General features: G+C 72.6%; 19 protein-coding genes. 2 read left to right on the top strand and 17 right to left on the bottom strand.

The features are described from left to right. The first annotated feature begins 146 nt into the window (after nt 1-146). Together F1615_RS15770 and F1615_RS15775 are read left to right on the top strand one after the other, a co-directional pair. The gene (locus tag F1615_RS15770) at nt 147-1,211 is read left to right on the top strand and encodes a polyprenyl synthetase family protein (RefSeq protein ID WP_149549615.1); all 1,065 of its coding nucleotides are present in this window, start codon (nt 147-149) and stop codon (nt 1,209-1,211) included. 52 nt (nt 1,212-1,263) lie between these two features. Then, on the top strand, nt 1,264-1,473 hold the full coding sequence (locus tag F1615_RS15775) for a hypothetical protein (RefSeq protein WP_149549616.1): 210 nt from the start codon (nt 1,264-1,266) through the stop codon (nt 1,471-1,473). Between the two features lie 908 nt (nt 1,474-2,381). Here the strand turns inward: F1615_RS15775 and F1615_RS15780 are convergent. The 17 genes from F1615_RS15780 to F1615_RS15860 all read right to left on the bottom strand — a co-directional run bounded on the left by F1615_RS15780 (nt 2,382) and on the right by F1615_RS15860 (nt 17,389). Continuing rightward, a complete protein-coding gene (locus F1615_RS15780) occupies nt 2,382-3,341 on the bottom strand; it encodes a helix-turn-helix transcriptional regulator (RefSeq protein ID WP_149549617.1) in 960 nt (319 codons plus the stop codon). A 213-nt stretch (nt 3,342-3,554) separates the two neighbouring features. Beyond that, on the bottom strand, nt 3,555-4,397 hold the full coding sequence (locus F1615_RS15785; protein ID WP_149549618.1) for an ABC transporter permease: 843 nt from the start codon (nt 4,395-4,397) through the stop codon (nt 3,555-3,557). A gap of 37 nt (nt 4,398-4,434) precedes the next feature. After that, nucleotides 4,435-5,379 (bottom strand): ATP-binding cassette domain-containing protein, encoded by a 945-nt coding sequence (locus F1615_RS15790; RefSeq protein WP_149549619.1) that lies wholly within the window; start codon nt 5,377-5,379, stop codon nt 4,435-4,437. 115 nt (nt 5,380-5,494) lie between these two features. Next, complete coding sequence (locus F1615_RS15795) at nt 5,495-6,034, bottom strand: YbaK/EbsC family protein (protein WP_149549620.1); 540 nt, start codon at nt 6,032-6,034, stop codon at nt 5,495-5,497. Further along, on the bottom strand, nt 6,034-6,780 hold the full coding sequence (fabG, locus tag F1615_RS15800) for a 3-oxoacyl-[acyl-carrier-protein] reductase (RefSeq protein WP_149549621.1): 747 nt from the start codon (nt 6,778-6,780) through the stop codon (nt 6,034-6,036). Before fabG ends, F1615_RS15795 begins: the two co-directional genes overlap by 1 nt. 27 nt (nt 6,781-6,807) lie before the next feature. Then, nucleotides 6,808-7,278: a 3-hydroxyacyl-ACP dehydratase FabZ family protein gene (locus tag F1615_RS15805; RefSeq protein ID WP_149549622.1), complete on the bottom strand. Its 471-nt coding sequence runs from the start codon at nt 7,276-7,278 to the stop codon at nt 6,808-6,810. Continuing rightward, on the bottom strand, nt 7,272-7,673 hold the full coding sequence (locus tag F1615_RS15810; RefSeq protein WP_149549623.1) for a 3-hydroxyacyl-ACP dehydratase FabZ family protein: 402 nt from the start codon (nt 7,671-7,673) through the stop codon (nt 7,272-7,274). The genes F1615_RS15805 and F1615_RS15810 overlap by 7 nt, the downstream gene beginning before the upstream one ends. Beyond that, a complete protein-coding gene (locus F1615_RS15815) occupies nt 7,670-7,933 on the bottom strand; it encodes an acyl carrier protein (protein ID WP_149549624.1) in 264 nt (87 codons plus the stop codon). The genes F1615_RS15810 and F1615_RS15815 overlap by 4 nt, the downstream gene beginning before the upstream one ends. A 38-nt stretch (nt 7,934-7,971) precedes the next feature. Then, nucleotides 7,972-9,084 carry a beta-ketoacyl synthase N-terminal-like domain-containing protein gene (locus tag F1615_RS15820; RefSeq protein WP_149549625.1) on the bottom strand — a complete coding sequence of 371 codons (1,113 nt, stop codon included), beginning with the start codon at nt 9,082-9,084 and terminating at the stop codon, nt 7,972-7,974. A 57-nt stretch (nt 9,085-9,141) separates the two neighbouring features. Further along, nucleotides 9,142-10,086, bottom strand: a complete 945-nt coding sequence (locus F1615_RS15825; protein WP_149549626.1) for a beta-ketoacyl synthase N-terminal-like domain-containing protein — start codon at nt 10,084-10,086, stop codon at nt 9,142-9,144. After that, the gene (locus F1615_RS15830; RefSeq protein ID WP_149549627.1) at nt 10,083-11,219 is read right to left on the bottom strand and encodes a beta-ketoacyl synthase N-terminal-like domain-containing protein; all 1,137 of its coding nucleotides are present in this window, start codon (nt 11,217-11,219) and stop codon (nt 10,083-10,085) included. The genes F1615_RS15825 and F1615_RS15830 overlap by 4 nt, the downstream gene beginning before the upstream one ends. Continuing rightward, the gene (locus F1615_RS15835; RefSeq protein WP_149549628.1) at nt 11,216-12,472 is read right to left on the bottom strand and encodes a beta-ketoacyl-[acyl-carrier-protein] synthase family protein; all 1,257 of its coding nucleotides are present in this window, start codon (nt 12,470-12,472) and stop codon (nt 11,216-11,218) included. Before F1615_RS15835 ends, F1615_RS15830 begins: the two co-directional genes overlap by 4 nt. Nucleotides 12,473-12,583: 111 nt before the next feature. Beyond that, nucleotides 12,584-12,844, bottom strand: a complete 261-nt coding sequence (locus F1615_RS15840) for an acyl carrier protein (RefSeq protein WP_051858753.1) — start codon at nt 12,842-12,844, stop codon at nt 12,584-12,586. A 144-nt stretch (nt 12,845-12,988) separates the two neighbouring features. After that, the gene (locus F1615_RS15845; RefSeq protein WP_149549629.1) at nt 12,989-14,710 is read right to left on the bottom strand and encodes a phytoene desaturase family protein; all 1,722 of its coding nucleotides are present in this window, start codon (nt 14,708-14,710) and stop codon (nt 12,989-12,991) included. A 78-nt stretch (nt 14,711-14,788) separates the two neighbouring features. Then, complete coding sequence (locus tag F1615_RS15850; RefSeq protein ID WP_149549630.1) at nt 14,789-15,517, bottom strand: 2-hydroxychromene-2-carboxylate isomerase; 729 nt, start codon at nt 15,515-15,517, stop codon at nt 14,789-14,791. Between the two features lie 29 nt (nt 15,518-15,546). Then, complete coding sequence (locus F1615_RS15855) at nt 15,547-16,548, bottom strand: thioesterase family protein (RefSeq protein ID WP_149549631.1); 1,002 nt, start codon at nt 16,546-16,548, stop codon at nt 15,547-15,549. 16 nt (nt 16,549-16,564) lie between these two features. After that, the gene (locus tag F1615_RS15860) at nt 16,565-17,389 is read right to left on the bottom strand and encodes an alpha/beta fold hydrolase (RefSeq protein ID WP_149549632.1); all 825 of its coding nucleotides are present in this window, start codon (nt 17,387-17,389) and stop codon (nt 16,565-16,567) included. Nucleotides 17,390-17,492: the final 103 nt, after the last annotated feature.

The following is a 17,492-nucleotide window of genomic DNA, read 5'->3' on the forward strand; positions in this document are numbered from 1 at the left end:
ACGGGTGCGGGAAGCGTTCATGACACCTTCATGCCAGCTCCGTTGTCGGCCCCGGTGCCGACTGCAATGGTTGCGGCCGGAAACGGCGGAGGGCCTACGGCCGTGGTTCCGCCCCCGCAGGCCGCACCGACAGGATGAGTTCGCCCGTGACCGCAGAGCAGCTGTACGAGGTCCCGGCCACCGTCGCGTTCGACGGCGACCGCCCCTACGCGACCGTGCTGCTGAGCCGGCTCGGCCCCGGCATGCCCTGTTTCCAGGAGCGGCTGGGCAGGGGGCTGGCCGATGCGGAGCGTCTGCTGCGGGAACGTACGCGGGACGCGTCCGATCACCGGGTGAGGGCACTCACCGGGCATCTGGCGGCCACCGGCGGCAAGCGGATACGGCCCCTGCTGGTGCTGCTCGCGGCCGAGTTCGGTGACCCCGGGAGTGAGGGCGTGGCCCGGGCGGCCGTCGTCGCCGAGCTCGTGCATCTGGCCTCGCTCTACCACGACGACGTCGTGGACCGTGCCGTCACCCGTCACGGTGCCGCCAGCGCCAACGCCCTGTGGGGCAACCGGGCGGCCGCTCTGGGCGGGAACTGGCTGCTGGCCAGGGCCGCCCGGCTGTCCGCCGATCTGGTGCCGGACGCGCTCGCGCTCAACGCCCGTACCGCGAACCGGATCGTGGAGGGCCAGCTGCTGGAACTCACCGGCCCCGGGCCGGGGGACGATCCCGTCGCGCGCTACTTCCGGGTCGCGGCGGGCAAGACCGCCGCGCTGCTGGCCATGTCGCTGGGGGTGGGCGCCTTCCAGGCGCGGGCACCCCGGGCGGTCGCCGACGCCCTCGTCGAGTACGGCGAACAGCTCGGCCTGGCCTTCCAGATCGCCGACGACCTGCTCGACCTCCGCTCCCCCGAGGCGTCCAGCGGCAAGGAGCAGGGCAGGGACCTGCTCGCCGGGGTGCCCAGCCTTCCCGTGCTGCTGGCCCGGGAGGGCACGGACGCGTGCGACGCCGAACTGCGCGAGCTGCTGGCGGCGGGACCCGCCGCGGGAGAGGGCTGGCACCGTCGTGCCCTGGAGCTGTTCTCCGTCTCCGGGGCCACGGCGCGCGCGGAGACGCTCATGTACCAACGGCTGGACCGGGCCCGTGCGGCGCTCGGCGCCCTGCCGCCGCTGCCCGCGCGCCGCACGCTCGACGCGCTCTGTGACTACGTGGCCCTGCGCACCGGGTGACCCGTCCCGCCGCGGAGCCGGTACGACGGCCCGCCCCCGTTGAGGAGATGCCGTGTCCGCAGCCGTACTCGAAGGCCCGCTGGGCCCCGCCCTGCTGAAGCTGCTCCGCACCGGCCCGGCACCGGAGGAACTGGCCACCGCCGCCGCCCTCCTGTCCCACGGCGCGCGGCCCCGCCCCCACCCGGCCCGGGACTCCGCGCCCACCCCGCCGGCGTCCCACCCCGGCCCCTCCGCCCGGCCGCACCCCCTCCCCGCCCCCTGACGACACGAGGCCCCCCCGGCCGGCCGGCACCCGCGCACCGCTCCACGGGGCCCGGGACACACCCGGCGGGAAAGCCCGCACCCGGCCCTTACGTGCCACGCCCCGGCTCGGGCGGCCTGCCGTGACGCCCGACGGGCGCGAAGCCGCCCCGGCCGGCCATGGGGCCCGTGCACCGCTCCACACGGCCGGTACGAGGGCCTGCGCTCAGGCCGTGGTCCGCCTTGGCCGGCGAGCGCGGGTAGGCGCTCGGCGGCCGCGCCAGGGCCGGCAGGTGCGGGTCGGCGCACGTCCGGAGGGGCGGCCCGGCCGTGACCGGGCCGGTACCGCGGTCCGGCTGCCGCGGCTGCGGTCCCCGACCGCCCGTGCCACCACCCGAAACGGCCCCACGCGCCGCGGTCGTTTCCAGCACCCTCTACGCGGGCGGCGCAGCGGGGTTGCCGCAGTCCTCACCGCCTCGTGTCCGGAAGTGGCCAGGAGCCGCGGCTCAGCGTGGGCCGTCGTGGTGGGCGGGGCCACCACGGGTCGGAAGCAGCCGGGCGGCCGGCCCTGCGCTGTGTTGCGGTGCATGCCGCCGCGGTCCGGCACCGGCCGGAACCCCGGCCCGGCGTACGAGCCGCACTGGGCCCGGACACCGCATGCCCCGAAGCTGCCATGCGGTCGGCCCTCCTGCGGTGCGTGGCGGTGCATGCCGTCGCTGACCGGCGTACGGGCCGTGCTGAGCTCCGTCACGGCATGCCCGGAAGCTGCCGGGCGGCCCGCCCCCCGCGGTGCGGGGTGGTCCGTGCCGTCGCGGGTCCGGACGTGACCGGGGCACGGCGCTCCACGCGGTCCGTGCGGGCCGTGGTGAGCCGGGGGTCTGCGGGCCCGTGCTTCGTGCCCGCGTGTTCGGGGCCGGTTCGTGGGGTGGGTCAGATCAGGCCGACCTGCATGGCCCGGGCACCCGCCTGGAACCTGCTGCGCGCGTCGAGCGCGACCATCGCGGCCGCCACGTCGTTGCGGACGGTGCGGACGCTGCACCCGAGACGGCGGGCTATGGCGTCGTCGGTGAGGCCCTCGGCCAGCAGCCGCAGGACGATCTCGGTACGGGGTCTGCGCGTGGTCGCCGTGGCCCGCGTGCGCCTGAGCTGGCGTACCGCCGAGCCGCGCTCCCAGAGCCGCTCGGCCATCGCGCACAGCGAGTCCAGTTCCGCCGGGGAGCGCACCACGCGGGGTTCCCGGGCCTCGTCGACCACCACGGCCGCCGCGCCGTCCATGATCATGGCGTAGACCGGCACCGAGTCGGCCATCCGGGGCTGGACGTCCTGCTGGGCCAGCCACTGCGCGTGGGCCATCGCGGGGTGGGCGTGGAAGACCGCGGGCGCCCACACGGCCCGCAGCCGCGTGCCGCGCCTGAGCGCCATGTCCACGATGGGCCGGGAGAAGGCGAAGTCGCCCTCGAGGTGGCGCGGGACGAGGAACACCACGTCGCTCTCGGCCTTGGCGACCATCCGTTCGATCACGGTGCACGCGTCGTGGCGGTACCCGTCGCCGTCCGCGGACTCCTCGATCCGCTCGACCGCCCGCTCGTGCAGGGCGATGAACCGGTCGATCTCGACCGGGCGGGGCTGCGGGGAGCGCCCCTCGTGCATCGACCGGGCCAGCAGGGCCGGAAGGGCGATGCACGGCTCGACCGCGCGGAAGGCGGTGGGGTCGTCCGCCGAGACGGCGGCGAGCCCCTCGGCCCGCAATGTGTCCATCGCACCTGCGACCTCCGACGCCGGCCACTTCATGACCTGCGCCAGTTCCTGCGTCTGCCAGTTCGTCCGCCGGAGCAGCCTCCGGTACAGGAGCTCCGAACGTTCGTCGAGACCGATTCCGGATCGCGCCACGTCAACCTCTCGGAAAGTGTCTTCCCGAGGGCATGTTTTGCCCTCTCACGAGTTAAACCTAGGCACCGCGAGAACGGCTTGGAGTGTTCGGTCTCCGGTTCGACAGCTTGGTGCCACCGGGACAGGACATCCCGCCCACTGCGCTCGGGCAGGGGGCGGGATGAGGGCACAACCGGTCATCCGTTCCGTGGCCGGACGACCGGAGTCATGAGGTCACATGACGCGGAACGACCGCTTCGAGATCGGCGCGCACACGCACACCAGGGCCAGGCAGACCGCGACGGTGGTGACCAGTTCCATCACGGTGACGTTCCCGGCCACCATGCTCCGCACGGCGTCGTTGGCGTACGAGATGGGGTTGCCCTGGGCGATGACGCGGAGCCCGGTGGGCATCGACTCCGGCGGCACGAAGGCGTTGGAGGCGAACAGCAGCGGGAAGGTGAGCAGCGTGGTGATCATGCGCAGCACGTCCCCGTTGCGCAGCAGCGCGGCCATCATGATGAAGATCCAGCTCATGGACCAGCCGACGAGCAGGCTCATCAGGATCGCGCCCAGCACGCCGAGGATCCCGCCGGGGGGCGCGAACCCGAAGATGAGCGCGGCCAGGACGGCGACGGCGATCAGCTGGTAGAGCGAACGCGCCGCGTCGGCGAAGCTGCGCGCCAGCAGCACGCTGAACCTGTTGATGGGCAGGGTGTGGAAGCGGGTGATGACCTCGTTGCGCAGGTCGTTGATGAGACCGTTGCCCGCCTGCGCGCCCGCGGCGACCGCGGTGATGATCATGATGGCCGGGGCGAGGCCGTCGATGTACGCCATGTCCTTCGACATCCCGGGCGCCTCGCCCAGCACCTTCAGCACGCCGGCGAACATCAGCAGCATGACGAGGGGCTCGACGAACGTGACGATGATGACGCCCGCGTTCATGTAGGGCCGCAGCGAACGGCCGGTGAGGGCGACGGTCTGCGTGAACAGTCCGCTGGTGCCCCACTGGGAGGCCGCGCCGTCCCGCCTGGGCGGTGTCCGCCGGGGGCTCGCCTCGGCTTCGACGACCGTCATCTCTGTACTCCTTCTGCGGTGGGGTGGGTCGGGACGGTCACGCGGGCACCGGCGTTCCGGCGGGCTCGCGGGTGAGCCTCAGATAGACGTCGTCCAGGGTGGGTTCGGAGAATCCGAGTTCGGCTATGTCGGTGTGCGCCTCGTTCAGGATGCGCACCACGGCCGCCAGGTCCGCGGATGCGGCCACGGGGACGCCGAGGGCGGCCGAGGAGTCCTGCGCGGAGGTGGCCCGGAAGCCCGCGCCCTCCAGGGCGCGCAGCGCGGCCGGCACCTCCGACTCCGCCGCCAGCGTGACGGTCACCATGCGCTGGCCGACGGCCGCCTTGAGCTCGGCGGGCGTTCCCTCCGCCACCACGGACCCCTTGGAGAGCAGGGTGATCCGCTCGCAGAGCCGGTCGGCCTCCTCCAGGTACTGGGTGGTGAGCAGCACCGACACGCCGTCCTTGGCGAGCCGTTCGATGACCTCCCACACGGCGATGCGGGAGGTGGGGTCGAGGCCGGTCGTCGGCTCGTCGAGGAAGATGACCTGCGGGGAGCCGACGAGGCTCGCGCCGATGTCCAGCCGCCTGCGCATGCCGCCCGAGTACTGGGAGGCCGGCCGCTTGGCCGCCTGGGTCAGGTCGAACAGCTCGAGCAGTTCGTCCGCGCGGGCGAGGGCCTGGCGCCTGCTGGCACCGAGCAGGCGCGCGATCAGGGTCAGGTTCTCGCGTCCGGAGAGCTGCTCGTCCACGGAGGCGAACTGCCCGGTCAGGCCGATGCGCCGGCGGACCTGCTGGGCGTCGGCGGACACGTCGAGGCCGCCGATCCGGGCGGTGCCGGTGGTCGGCTCCAGCAGCGTGGAGAAGATGTGGACCAGGGTGGTCTTTCCGGCGCCGTTGTGCCCGAGCAAGCCGTGGATCGACCCCTCGGGAACCGCGACGCTCACACCGTTCAGCGCGGTGACGTCACCGAACGACTTCGTTACGTCGATTGCCTCAATCATGGGATTGGCCACGTGCTGGGCCTCCGTTGCTCTCTCCGGCGGCCCGGTCGCAGGCCATGGTTCGGACATGTTCGGGGAATTTCCTCAACCGCTGCCTCGTGATGCTAGGGCGGTATCAGAACGGAGACGGGGCGCCTGCAGGTTGTTGAAATGCGGCGGCCGGTGAACTGTCCTGTTCGGCGATACGGGCGATACGCGGCCGCGCCATGCGCAGGTAATCCGCGGTGGCGAGGGCCATGGACAGATCGAGCCGGGCGGCGTTGAAGAACAGCGTGTCCCGGCGGAGCAGGTCCTCCTCGACGACGAGTTCGAGGTCGGGGTGGAAGGAGAAGGGAATGATGGATCCGCTGACCGAACCGGCGAGCCGCTCCGCGGTCTCCCGGTCGGCGAATCCCGCCTTGCGCCCGCCGGCGCACGCGGCGACCCGGGCCAGGTCCACACGGCGGTCGCCGGGTACGACGGCCAGCACGTAGCGGCAGGTCCGCTTGGTCGGCCGCACCGCGACCACCAGGCTCTTGGCACTGTGTGCGAGAGCGTGCCCGCGCAGGGCGCTGGCCGCCTCGGTGCGGCCCTCGGGGGCGTGCTCGATCAGCCGGTAGTCGGCGCCGTGGTGGTCGGCGAGCGCGCGCAGCCGCAGGTAGGTCTCCCCCGGCATCAGACCGTCAGGCCGCCGTCGATCTGGAGGACCGAACCGGTGATGTAGGCGGCCCGGTCGCTCGCCAGGTAGGCGACGAGGTCGGCGACCTCCTCGGCCTGGCCGAAGCGCCGCAGCGGAATGCTCTTCGCGGCGTCCTTCTTGACCTTTTCCGCAAGCTCGGCCGTCATATCGGTCTCGATGAATCCGGGCGCCACCACATTGGCCCGGATGTTGTACCGGCCCACCTCTTTGGCGAGCGCCTTGGAGAAACCGATGATGCCCGCCTTGGATGCGGAGTAGTTCGACTGGGTGGCATTTCCGTAGACGCCGGCGATGGAGGAAATATTGATGATGGTCCCGGATTTGCGCTTCATCATTTCGAATATCACGGCACGGCACACGTGGTAGACGCCGTCGAGATTGGTGTCCAGGACCTGGTGCCAGTCCTCGTCGGACATGAGGAGCAGCGGGTTGTCGCGGGTGATGCCGGCCGAGCTCACCGCCACGTCGATGGGGCCCAGTTCGGACTCCGTGCGGGCCACCCAGTCCCGGACCGACGCGGCGTCGGTCACGTCGGCGCGCACGGCCAGGGCCCGGTGGCCGAGTTCGGCCGCCTCCTTCTCCAGCTCGAGCGCGGCCTGCTCGTTGGACTGGTAGCAGAAGGAGACGTCGTGTCCCTCCGCCGCGAGCCGCAGCACCACGGCCCGGCCTATGCCGCGCGATCCGCCGCTCACCAGGGCGACCGGCGCTGTGTTCTCCGTCATGACACTCCGTAGGTTGTCGGGGGCGGTTCAGGAAGGGGGCGGCGCGAGCGCCTCGCCCGGGCGGAAGGCCATGGTGATCCCGCCCACGGTCAGGAGCGGTTCACCGCCGACGGTGCTCCCGCCCTCGAAGATCATCGTGTCGTCGACGGCCCGTTGCAGGCGGGCGTGGTGCTCCACGGTGTCGCCGGGGAAGGCGCGCCGGTGGAACTCGATGCCGCTCATCGAGCCGAACAGCATCACCTGCCCGTCGGCGGTGTCCCCGGCCAGGTGCTTGGCCAGGATGCCGGCGGTCTGGGTCCAGGACTCGATCAGCAGGAAGTCCGGGTAGGCGAGCTCGTCCGGCGTCGGCCGCGGGCCGAGCCGGGCGTACCAGGGCTCGTTGAGGGTGACGGCCTTGACCGCCCGTATGTGGTCCTCCCCCGCGTCGAGCACGCGGTCGACCAGCAGCATGGGGTAGCGGTGCGGCAGGGTGGCCCGCACCTGCGCGGCCGTCAGCACGTCGTCGCCCCCGGCCCGTAGCGCAGGCGGACCGAGGCCGTCCTGCCGCGCGCGGTGGCGACCTTGGCGGCACAGCGCCAGCCCTCCGCGCGCGGCGACCAGGTCACCTCGATGGACAGTTCGTCGCCGGGATGGACGGCGGCGGTGAAGCGGGTGGACTCCACGGCCACCAGCCGCAGCCCGTCGGTCAGGGGCGGCCGGGCCGACTCGGCGGCGCGGCGCACGCACTCCATCACGCAGACACCGGGGAAGATCGGGAAGTCCGGGTAGTGACCCGCGAAGACCGGCTCGTGCTCGGTGACCGCGACCGTGAAGCCGGCCGTCCAGGCGCCGGACCCCTCGTCGTGGACGGGCTCGCCCACCGGCCGCGCGACGGCCAGGACGGGACTGGTCACGGACGCTCCACCAGCTTGCCGCGGACCGTCTCGTAGGCGCTGTCCAGCGTGCGGACGGTGCTCATCTCCGACTCGGTGAACTTGATGCCGTAGGTGCGCTCCAGCACGACGACCACTTCCAGGGCCATCAGGGAGTCGACGCCCAGGGTGTGGACGAAGTCGGTGTCGTCACCGACGTCGGCCACGTCCGCGTCGATGGTCTCGGCGAGCAGGTGCCGCAGGTGTTCCCGGTCGAGTCCGGCGACCGCGTCGATCGGCATGTCTGACTTCCTTTGCTGCGAGAAGGGGTGAGGTGGCGTCAGTGCGCCGTGAGGCGCAGCGCGGCGCAGGCCACGACGCCGTTGTCGTCCACCGAGGAGACGAGGACGACGGCGTCCGGGGGTGTCCCGGGCTGCTCGGCGGCGGCCAGCAGCGCACCGATCTGGAAGGCCGCGGAGGCGGCCGCGGTGTCGCCCACCGGCGTCATCGACGGCGCACGGCCGAGGACGTCCTCGCCGAAGCGCGCGGTGAGCACCTCGCGTTCCCGTTCGCCGACGGAGCCCGCCGGGCCGGAGGTGGAGACGGCCCACACGTCCCGGGCGTCCACGCCGGCGCGCCGCAGGACGCCGTCCACGCATCCGGTGAGGGCGTCGCCCGGGTCGTCGAGGTACACCCGCGACTGCACGGCCAGCACCTCGGCCAGGGCACGGTCCCGGGCGTCCGGTACGTCGCCCGACTCCAGCAGGAACATGGCGCATCCCTCGCCGAGGGTGGCGTCCGCGCCGTCCTCGCCGCGCCGGTGGTGGTCCAGCCAGGCGCGGGCGTCGGAGAACTCCTCGGCGGCGCCGGACAGCACCGCCCGCGCGCGGCCGGAGGCGAGCAGCCCGGCGGCGTAGCTCAGCGCGGACAGCCCGGCGACGCGGCCGCCCGCGATGGTGGTGTTCGGGCCCTTGAGGCTGTGCCGGATGGCGCACTGGCCGGCCGCGCAGTTCATCACCGCGTTCGGCATCAGCGACGGGTCGACGTAGAAGGGCTTGTCGCCCTCCAGGGAGGCGCGGGTGAAGTCCATCATGCTCTGCGCGCTGCCGGTGGTGGTGCCCAGCACCAGGGCGGTCTCCTCGTCGGAGGCCGTGCGCCGGTCACCGGAGTCGTCCAGCAGGTCGCGGACCGCGGTGACGGCCAGTCCGGTCACCCGGTCCATGGAGCGGGTGCCCTTCTTGCCCAGGACCTCGCGCAGTTCGAAGCCGGGGATCAGGCAGGCGTGGCTGTCGGGGGCCGCCCACTGCCCGCGGTCCAGCGGGGAGCGGGTGTCCTGTCCGGCCAGCACGCCGGCCACGAACCTGTCCTTGCCGATGCCGTACGGCGACACCGCGGACCACGCGGTGATCACCGGCCGGGTCGCGGTCACCGGCGCGCTCGCCGAAAGGGTCATGGTCACATTCCGTTCTGCTCGGTGGTGCTCGGTGTCCTCGATGTCCGGTGGGGCCGCTCAGACCGCGGCCGGCTGGACCGCCGGCACCGGCGGGCGCAGCACCAGCGTGGCGACGCCGTCGTCGGAGTCGGTGCCCGCCACCAGCCACATCGGGCCGTCGGCGCCCGCGTCGAGGGCGCCGATCGCCGCCGCGCACTGCACGACGCCGAGCGCACCGGACAACTCGCCCCACACCGCGGCGAGGTCGTGCACGGGCAGCCCCTGGGACAGCGCCGGGGCGGCGGCCGCGGGCGCGTACCAGGCGGCCGGCTCGGACTCGACCTCGGCGAGTTCGCCGATGGTGCCCGCCACGTCCAGGCCCCTGGTGTGCGCGCCGATCACGGCCCGCACGGTGGCACCGCGGGCCTCGGCGGCCTGGGCGTGCTCGAGCACGACGGCCGCGGCGCCGTCCACGAGCGGTCCGCCGACCAGGCCGCGGGCGATCTCGTTGTCCGGCTCGACGCCCACCACGACGACGTGGTCGGCGCGGCCGGAGCGCAGCAGGGCGGCGCCCCAGCGGATCGCGTCGAGCCCGGAGGCGGGCCCGTTGCACAGCATCAGGTTGGGGCCCTTGAGCCCCCACCTGATGGCGATCTCGGAGGCGATGATGTTGCTGGAGGCGTTCGGGGTGTCCATGGGGCTGACGCCGTGGGTGCCCTCGTCGGCGATGGTCCTGACCACGCGGCAGACGGTGTCGACGTTGCCCAGGTTGGAGCTGACCAGCACCGCGGTGCGGGTGCCGTCGACGGTGAGCACGCCGTCGGCCAGCAGTCCGGCGTCGGTCAGCACGCGCTGCGCGGCGCACAGTCCGAGCTGGGTGGCGCGGTCCTTGTAGCGCAGGCCCTTCTTGCCGAGGACGGCGGCCGGTTCGACGGCGTCCCCGGGGCGGCTCGCGGTGGCCAGGGCGGCGGCGGAGTCGGCTCCCGGCAGGGCGACGCCGACTCCCGTGACGGTCATCATCATGATCCCTCCACAATGGCTACGGCGTTGACGCCGCCGAACCCGAATCCGTGCACCTGCGCCAGCGCCACCTCGTGCTTCTCCTCGCGGGCGCGGACCAGGCGCAGGCCGGCCGCCTCCTCGATGGGCTCGTCGAGGTTGACCAGCGGCGGCACCTTGCCGGTGGCCATGGTCTGCAGGGTCGTGACGAGGCTCATCAGGCCCGCGGAGCCGCTGGTGTGACCGGTCATCGGCTTGATGCCGGTGAGCACCGGGCGGCCGGCGGCCTCCTGGAAGACCTCGCCGTAGGCGGTGATCTCCACCAGGTCGTTGAGCGGGGTGCCGGTGCCGTGCAGCATCACCATGTCGATGTCCTCGGGGCGGGTGCCGGCCAGTCGGTGCGCCTGCCGCATCGCCTCGGCGACCTGCGCCGGGTCGGGCGCGGTGGGGTGCTTGGCGTCGCAGGTCATGCCGACGCCGCGGAGCCTGCCCCACAGCCGGCCGCCGGGCCACTTGACGTGCTCGCCGCGCAGCACCACGGCCGCCGCGCCGTCGCCGAGGATGGTGCCCCGGCGGTTGACGTCCAGGGTGCGCAGCGCGGTCGGCGGGTTGGGCTGCACCCGGTCGGCCAGTCCGTGCATGGACTCGGTGATCGAGTCCACGCCCGCCACGATGACGGTGTCCGCCTCGCCCAGCGCCAGCAGGTCCGCGCCGAGCGCGAGCGTGTAGAGGGAGGCGGAGCAGGCGTTGGAGACGGTGAGGGTGTCGGCGGTGCCGAACCGTTCCCGCAGGGCGGTGCCGAAGTGCAGCCGGTCGACGCCGAACGGCGCTCCGTCGCGCCACCACAGCTCGGCGGACCGCAGCTCGCGCAGTCCGGTGCCGACGAGCACCGGGACGCCGGACAGGTCGTCGCCGAGGCCCGCGTCCGCGGCGGCCTGGGCGACGGCGTCCAGCAGGAACCCGGTGGCGCGCAGGGTGCGGTCGGTTCCCTCCGGCCGGTCGTCGATCTCGAACAGCTGCTTGCCGTTGTAGAGGCCGCTGTCGAATCCGCGCATCGGGCCGAGGGCGCCGCGTCCGGCGCAGAGGCCGGCGAAGATCTCGTCGGCGTCCCGGCCGACGCTCGCGACGGCGCCGACGCCGATGATGGGCACTCTCATCGGACACCGTCCTGGTACTTGCCGAGGATCACGATGGCGTTGTTGCCGCCGAAGGCGAGACCGTTGTTCTGCACGACCCTCAGGTCCGCCTCGACCGACTGGTTGGGCACGCAGTCGATCTCGCACTCGGGGTCGGTCTCGCGGTGGTTGATGGTCGGGGGGATGAAGCCGTGGTGGATCGACAGGGCGCACGCGATGGCGGCCAGCGCGCTGGCGGCGCCCATGGTGTGGCCGAGCATCGACTTCAGGGAGACGGTGCGGGGCACGGTGTCGCCGTACACGTCGTGGATCGCCCGCGACTCGGTCACGTCGTTGGCCTTGGTGCCGGTGCCGTGGGCGGAGATGAGGTCGACCTCCGCGGGCTTGACGCCGGCGTTCTCCAGGGCGATCTCCATGCAGCGGGCGACGCTGGACTGGTTCGGGGCGACCTGGTGGTAGGCGTCGCAGTTCATGCCGTAGCCGAGCACCTCGGCGTAGACGCGGGCCCCGCGGGCCTGTGCGGAGGCGAGGCTCTCCAGCATCAGGACGCCCGCTCCCTCACCGGTGAGGATGCCCTTGCGGTCGGCGTCGAAGGGGCGGCACACGTCCGGGGCGATGGTGCCGAGCCGGTAGAAGCCGGTGAAGGTCTTGCGGCACATGGCGTCGGCGCCGCCGCAGAGGGCGTAGTCGACCTCGCCGCTGCGGATGGCGTCGAAGCCCTGCCCGATGGCGTAGTTGCCGGCCGAGCAGGCGGTGGCGATGGTCACCGCCTCGACGTCGGACAGGCCGAGTTCCTGGGCGGCGGCTATGGAGAGGCGGTTGGGGTGGACGCGGCGGGCGACGGTGGGGTCCATGGCCGCGGGCCCCGAGGCCACCTCGGTGCCGACCAGGTGGTCGAGTTCGTAGGACTCCCCGTCGGTGGTGCCGATGGAGATCATGCCGCGCCGGGCGCGCAGGTCGTCCAGGTCGACGCCGGCGGCCTCGACGGCCATGCGGGCGGCGGCCACGGAGAACTGCGTGGCGCGGCCCAGGGTCTCGGTGGGCAGGTGGTGGATCCAGCGTTCCGGTTCGGCGCCGGTGATCTCGCAGCCGTTGGCGTGCGCGAAGCCCTCGGTCTCGAACAGGGTGATCGGCTTGGCGCCGCTGCGGCCGGCCCGCAGCCCTTCGGCGAACTCATCGGCGCCCACACCGATGCTGGAGAACACGCCGAACCCGGTCAGCACCACTCGGGTGGCCGCGTCGTCGCGCGACGCGTCGGAAACGTTCACTGACATCAATCTCCCTCGGTACGGCGTGGTCGCCTTGGATGAGGACGTGTTCCGGGGACGGCGGCCGGGCTGCGGAGGGCACGGTGTCCGGCCCTCCGGCCGCCCGGCCCGTCGCCGTTACTTCTGGGCCGCGACGGCCTCGCCGACCACGGCGTAGACGCCGTCGAGGTTGACCATGCGCTCCAGTTCGGACTGCTCGATGGTGACCTTGAACTCCTTCTCGAGGCCCGCGAGGATCTCGATGGCGCGCAGCGAGTCCGCGCCGTGGTCCTCCTTGAAGAGGCTGCTGTCGGTCACCTCGTCCTCTTCCAGCTCCAGGACGTCGCAGACGATCTCCTTGATGCGGGCCTGGCTGTCGGTGTCGATGGCGGTGGTCATGTGAATCCCTCTGTTCTTCCGGTCGTCGGGTGGTGGATCGGTGGGTCGTGGCGGTCCACGGCCTGGCGGGCCGGGCCGCACGTCTGTGTGCGCGTGACCGTTCGCGGGGTGTGCGCGGTCGTGCGCCGGGCGCGGGTGCGCTCGTCAGCGGGAGCCGGTGGGGCGTGGGGGCGCGAGCCTGAAGGGCCGCGGGACGGCGGTGCGCCGTGCGCTGCCGCGGCAGACCTCCCTGGGGTCCCAGCCCGGCGGGCGTTCGGGCAGCAGGTCCGGGTCGCCGTACACGGTCCCGGCGCGGGCGGCGGCGAGCAGCGGCTCGCCGAGGATGCCGGCGGCGCAGCCGACGCCGCCGAGCATGACCCCGGCGATGCCGTTGCCGGCCTGGGTGCTGGCGCCGACCACGTGCAGGCCCTCGACGGCGGTCGCGGTGCCGGGGCGGGCGGTGCCGCCCCACTCCGCCATGCCGAAGGGGGTGCCGCCGGTGGAGAGGGTGTAGCGCTCATGGGTGAGCGGGGTGGCCGCCTCCAGGTGCGTGATGTGCGGGCGCAGGGGGCCGAGGGCCTTCTCGGCGGCGTTCAGCGTGGCCTCGGTGAGTTCCCGCTTGCGCCGCAGGTAGGTCGGGTTGCGGCGGTAGTCGCCGCCGCCGGCCGGTCCCTCCTCGACCCCCCACCAGCTGTAGTCCGGCGGGCACAGCGTCATCACCTGGAGGTTGGCGTGTCCCGGCGGGCACAGCGCGCGGTTGTCCGGGTCCTTGAGCGAGGCGAAGGAGCAGAAGAGGAAGGGGACGTCGCCCGTGTCGCCGTCGCCCACCCGGTCGAAGTAGCCGTCGATGTCGTCGGTGTCGTACCACCACAGGTTGGCGTTGGGCCGGTCCCGCAGAGCGGTGTCGAGGCCGAGGTAGAGCACCAGCCAGGGCATGCCCATCCGCGCCCGGCGGGTGCGGCTGACGACCGACTTCTGGAAGTGCTCCTCCCCGACGAGTTCCAGCACCGTCCGCGGGTAGTCCGCGTTGGACACCACCAGGTCCGCGGCGATGACCTCGCCGTCGTCCAGGTGGACGCCGACGACCTTGCGGTCCTCGACGAGGATGCGGGCCACCCTGCTGCGGGTGCGGACCTGTCCGCCGTGCGCCTCGATCACCTCGACCAGACCCGCGGCGAGCATCTGCCCGCCGCCCGCCGGGTAGTAGGCGCCGCGCAGGTAGTGGTCGGTGACGCTGGTGTGCCGCGCCACCGTGGCCTGCTTCGGGGTCAGGCCGTAGTTGGGTGCCTGGGCGGCGAGCACGGTACGCGCCCTCGGTGACAGTCCGCAGTGCCGGAACAGGTCGTCCAGCGTGCGCCGTCCCCACTGCCGGATGGTGGCGGTGCGGGCGGCGATGTCCTGGGGCGCCCACCGGTGGGCCTCGAACAGCGCGGCGCGCTGTTCCTCACCGAGCGCCGAGCAGATGCCGGCGAAGGTGTTCAGCCCGTCGGCCTCCTCGGGCATGGCCTCCGTGAGGCGGCGCCGGTACGCCTCCCACCCGGCGGGCATGTCCACGGACACGCCCGGCACCCGGATGAGGTCGAAGCGGTCCTGGTCCATCTCCAGGAAGTCGACCCGGTCACCGAGTCCGACGCCGGACAGGATGCTCGGGATGACTCCCCCGGGAGCGCAGTCACCCAGGTAGTGCACGCCCACATCGAATTCGTAGGTGCGGCGTCGCCGGAACACATGGCTGTTGCCGCCCACGATCGAGAACTGCTCCAGTACCAGGACGCGCTTGCCCGAGGCGGCCAGATACGCGGCGGCGGTCAGCCCGCCGAGTCCGGCACCGACCACCACGGCATCCCAGTCGGTGCCGCGCCCGGTGCCGTGCGCGTCGCTGTCCACAGTCGTCTCCTCGTCGTGTGCCGTGGGGTGGGGTGGTGCCCCGGCCTCCGCACAGGCCGGGGCGCTTGGGGGCGGCGGTCAGCCGCAGCCGCCGGCGTGGCCCTGGTCGCCGCCGGCCGGCAGCAGGTCGGCGTGGGACGCCGGGTCCGGGGCGCCGGCCTCCGTGGCGGCCGGAGGACCGGCGGGGCCGGCGCCCAGGACGGCCCGGACGAAGGGCGCGACCCGGTCGACGCCCCAGAACTTGTCCCTGCCGTGGATGAAGAACGGCACGCCGAACAGCCCGTCGTGGGCGGACTCGGCGAGCAGCGCGGCGCCCCGCTTGCGCAGGTCCGGGTCCTGGGCGGCGGTGGACAGCCGCCGGGCGTCGAGGCCGAGCTCCCGCGCGATGCCGGCGATCACCTCCGGGTCGGAGATGTTCTTGCCGTCCTGCCAGCGCGCCTGGTAGGCGGCGGCCACGAAGTCCTTGCCGCGGCCCTCGTCGTCGGCGGCGATCCACGCCAGGTGGGCCACCTCCCAGCAGGGCTCGCGGTCGATGGGCCAGCTGATGTCGGTCAGCCCCCGTTCGGTGGCGAGCCGGCGGGTGTCCTGCAGGATGTAGAAGTTCTTCGCCCGGCTCATGGCGACGATCGGGAGGGTGACGCCCTCCTCGGCCAGCAGCCGTGCGGTCTCCTCGTCCGGCTCCCAGAACGGCAGCCAGTCGATGGCGTCGAGCACCTCGGGGTGGGTGCTCATCAGGTCGCGGTAGGCGAACCAGGAGTAGGGGCTGCGCAGGGAGAAGTACCAGCGCGGCCGGCGGCGGGAAGCCATGGGGGTCCTCCGGGCTGTCGGGTCGGGGGTCACTCGCCGCGCAGCGCGCGCAGGACCTCGTCGTCGAAGACGGCCATCTGCCACTCGGAGTCCGGGGTCTCCTTGTGGCAGTAGCCGTGGGTGATCTCGCCGGTGGCGGTCTTGACGAGGTTGCCGTCCCGCACGACGTAGAAGTCCATGCGGGAGGTGTAGAGCATGTCCTTGAAGACGGACTCCACCGTGTAGACGGAGTACAGGTCCTCCTCCATGACCGCCTCGTCGGTGAAGCGCAGCTTGTTCTGCGTCACCACGGGGATCCAGCCGCGCTCGTCGAGCAGCCGCTTGATGCTGATGCCGCGGGAGGCGACGAAGAGGTGCTTGGCCTCCTCCATCTGGCGCAGGTAGCCGGACATCTGCATGCGCTCGGTGAAGTGGCAGTAGTAGTAGGGGATGCGCCACTTCCAGCCGATGGCGTTGTCGTCGCCGATGATCTCGCTGAGCACCGGGTCGGCCGTGGCGTCCTCACCGCGGTGGAACGCCCCGTGGAGGTCGTCGACCGGGGTGGAGGCCAGCTCGCTGGGTTCGGCGGTGGCGAGCCGGTCGACCACGAAGCGCTCCAGCTCCGCGGGGAGCGGGGCCGGGTCGGGGATGGCGGTGTCACGGCGCAGCAGCACGCGGAACTTGGAGGTGACGGCCTTCTTGGGGGCGCCGTCGCGCTGGACGATCGCCGCCACCGCGAACACCATCTCGCGGTCGGTGTCCTTGGTCTTGGGAGTGACTTCGACGGTCACGTCGTCGTCGAGGGTGAGGACGGTGTGCAGCCGGGTGTCGACGCCGACCACGTCGAAGTTCACGCCGTGCACCAGGTACAGCTCGGTGGCGCCGAGGCCGACGGCCCGGAAGTGGTCGAGCACGGCCGCTTCGAGCAGGTAGTTGTCACACTTGAAACCGATCGCGGTGTTGATGTTGCCGCCCTCGTAGGAGGGGCGCATGGTCACCGAACTCGGCTCGGTCAGCAGTTTCTTGATGTCGACATCGGTCAGGGTGGCCATCGATGTACTCCCGTACTCAGTTGACCGCCGCCGGGGGGTGCCCCGCCGGCAGCGTGGTGAGGAATTGCTGGACAGCGAGCGAGAATCGGTCGGGGCGCTCGGCCATCGGTGTGTGCGCGCAGCCGTCGATCCGGTCGATCGAGGCGTTGCCGAGCCGGGCCGCGAGCGTGGCGCCCTCGTCCGGTGGTGCGATCGGGTCCTGGTCGCCGGTGACGACGTGGACGGGCAGGCCGACCAGACCGACGGGCAGGAAGGGGGTGCGCAGATAGGCGTGCAGGTGGCGGACCACCCAGTGGGGGCCGAGCTGTTCGCAGGAACGCTCGGCCATCTCGGCCCGCAGGTCCGCGGCGAGCGGCTTGCGCGACCGGGCCAGGATGCCGTCCTCCGCGCCGAGCCTCAGCAGGTCGAGGAATCCGGGCAGTTCGGCCCAGGTGAAGTCCTCGGGGCGCTGCCGGTAGAACGGCGAGACCAGGACGACGCCCTGGATCCCGAGTTCCTCCCGCGGGTCCCGTCCGGCCGCCGCCATGCCGGTGAGCAGGGTGAGCAGCAGGACCGTCGCGTAGGAGTGCGCGATCACCACGTCCACCCCACCGGGTGTCCGCCGTATCGCCTCGGTGATCCAGGCGGTGTCGTCCCGTTCGGCCACCGCGTAGGTGCCGCCCGCCCGCCACGGCAGGCCGGCGGTCCACAGCTCCAGGTCCGGCGGCCGGTGCGCGACGAAGGCGTCCCAGCAGCTCTCGCTGCTGCCGAGGCCGTGCAGCAGCAGGGCGCGCCGGCCGGCTTCGCCGGACGGGGCCCGCCGCCTGAGCACGAGCGGCTCGGCATCGCCTGTTCGGAGCACCGGACATTCCTTTCCCAGGGAATTCGGGCAGCGGAGAACACGCCCCGGGCAGGGAATTCTTCTTTCCCCCCGGGCGGACGTCCGCCACGCTAACAACCTTTTC

It is taken from the genome of Streptomyces marokkonensis (genome assembly GCF_008312835.1).
In the GTDB taxonomy this organism is placed as follows: domain Bacteria; phylum Actinomycetota; class Actinomycetes; order Streptomycetales; family Streptomycetaceae; genus Streptomyces; species Streptomyces marokkonensis_A.